The organism is Parasynechococcus sp. (assembly GCF_042954245.1).
GTDB lineage: Bacteria > Cyanobacteriota > Cyanobacteriia > PCC-6307 > Cyanobiaceae > Parasynechococcus.
The window spans coordinates 1-2184 of record NZ_JBGKDP010000026.1; the positions used below are offsets into that span (position 1 = coordinate 1).

At 54.8% G+C, this 2184-nt stretch carries 1 protein-coding gene; it reads right to left on the reverse strand.

What is annotated here, in order from left to right:
• Window positions 1–307: 307 nt before the first annotated feature.
• The gene (locus ACGVJ8_RS00845; RefSeq protein ID WP_392345050.1) at window positions 308–442 is read right to left on the reverse strand and encodes a hypothetical protein; all 135 of its coding nucleotides are present in this window, start codon (window positions 440–442) and stop codon (window positions 308–310) included.
• Window positions 443–2184 lie beyond the last annotated feature (1742 nt).

Below are 2184 nucleotides of genomic sequence, written 5' to 3' on the forward strand. Positions count from 1 at the left end.
CCCGACGTGTTGCCGTTGTTCGCCGGGATCGTGCTGATCACCCACCGCGAATTAATCGCCCACCTGCTGAATACGGAACCTGACTGGCCATGGCAAAAGCCAACGCAGCAGCCACTGCCGAACGAGTCGATTACCTTCAGGGAATGATCCTGGCCGGTGAGCCCAACACCACTTGTCTTACATATGCGCGACAAACATGGGGGGTCTCCCGATCCCAGGGCTACCGGCTACTGAAGAAAGCCTGGCAGCAGATCAAGAACGACATCGATGAGAGAGCGGCATCGACCGGAAAGAGCTGCTGAGTTGGTCAATCCAAACGCTGATGACTGCTGCTGGACAGGCGATGAAGCAGAACAACCCTGGCGCCGTAGTGAGTGCCATCCGCCAGCTCGATCACATGACTAGCACCGGATATAACTCCCACCGCGGCTACGGAATCCACAGACGTTCGTTCTGAACACTTAGGTTCTCAGCCCGCAGAGCTGCGGATTCTTGTGCGTGACACCTCAAGAAAAAAGACGGATGAGGGCGGGCCTGAAGAACCCGCCGTTTTTTATTGCTCAGGATCATTTGCAAATTCAAGGTCAGCCCAACCGATAGAAGGGGCTGTCAGCCCCTTGGAACGCCAAAGGTGATCGACGTTCAGCGGTCGTCCTCCTTAGATCTCGGATCGTTCTCCTTGTATCTCGGCAGGTCAGTGGGCTGAGCCAGTACGTAAACGACTGCCGTAGAGATCACCACGGTGACGATGACGAGAGCGGTGATAGCTGTCGAAAGTCGTTCAAGCTTCGACCTCAGCCTTCTCGTCAGTTTTCTGAGGGGCCTCCATGGAGGTTTTCTCAGCTGACTCGGGGCTGTAATGGCAAGCGTTGGCGCCGCCAACGAAAACAGCCAAGGCCATGATCGCGACGATCACGGTCCACCGATGTAAGCCGGGTTCAGGTGTTTCACGCCGACGACGCTAACGGCGTTTTCAGACCCTGGGCACGTCATTTGATATGGGGTTCAGCCCCTCGGATAGATGTGAGTCACCAGGCCGAAGAAAAACCCTGGAGAGTGACGGCTCCAGGGAGTCTTCTGTTCGTGAAAGAAAGCCCTGTCGCTCAGTAACAAGGCCTTCCCTCGATTACCGGCAGAAGGATGACGACTCCCGCCGATGGGATCAATCAACTCCTACTGATCGCCTCCTGATACCCCCATCTGGGATCAGGCTTTCGTGCTGGAGGGCTGTGGTCCGTGGAAGACACGTTGAAAGCAATCCGAGTGATTTCAGCCTCGAAGGCAATGAGCGTTAACTCGGATAGCCGTTAACCGCTGACATGTCCATCGAGATCGGAGGAGCCCATGACGGCCGACACTCCACCTGAGCAAACAGCAGAAGCAGCCTGACTTTTGGCCCCTGCTCCAACTTTTCAACCCAAACGTGAGCACTTCGTCTGTGATGACATTGATGGTCGTCTGATCAGTCGATTCTCCTCTGCACCGTTCGTAGGTGCCCCGTAGGAGACCTACATCACACCTGGACCCAATGGCCCCAGAGTTGCCACCAGCCAGACGCTTCGACCCTCTTTCTTTTCTGAAGTGATGGGTTGAACCATGCATAAACGAGCGAGCTAGGCCGTCTCTTCCACCTGGGAGGGGCGACCTTCCTCTTTGGAATCAGATCAACCGTCCCCAAATGGGGAATAGATCAAATGACGGGTTCAGAAGTAGAAATGCATTGTCAATTCAAGGGTCATGAAGCTCGATCTCGCTAACGCCTAAGCCGTGGGAAGCCTCATCGTTGAGGGTGTGCACAAGCCGTTCCGTGCGCTCGCCTGCGCGCTTCGTCCCTCTATTATCCGAATTGGTAAGAAGAAGTAAATCGAGGCCTAGAGGTAGACCAGGGCTTTGCGTCTTCCGCATATTTAAAGAACAAAAAAGAACCGCTGGCTTCAGCGGTTCTTTTTTGCTGGAAATCCTTGCCCTTTTACTCAATCAGCTGGCACCAGCAGCGGAGACACCGGGCTGCATCAATCCTCCGCCACCATTTAAAAATCCAAGACAACAAAAAGCCCCCTCCGAGGAGGGGGCTTTCCGACTCAGTTGATCTGAATCGTTTGTTGATTCCAGATCAACCGATGGCAGGAGCCTGCAGAGCCACAGGGGTGGACTCAGCAGCAGCCAGGTCGAGGGGGAAGTTGT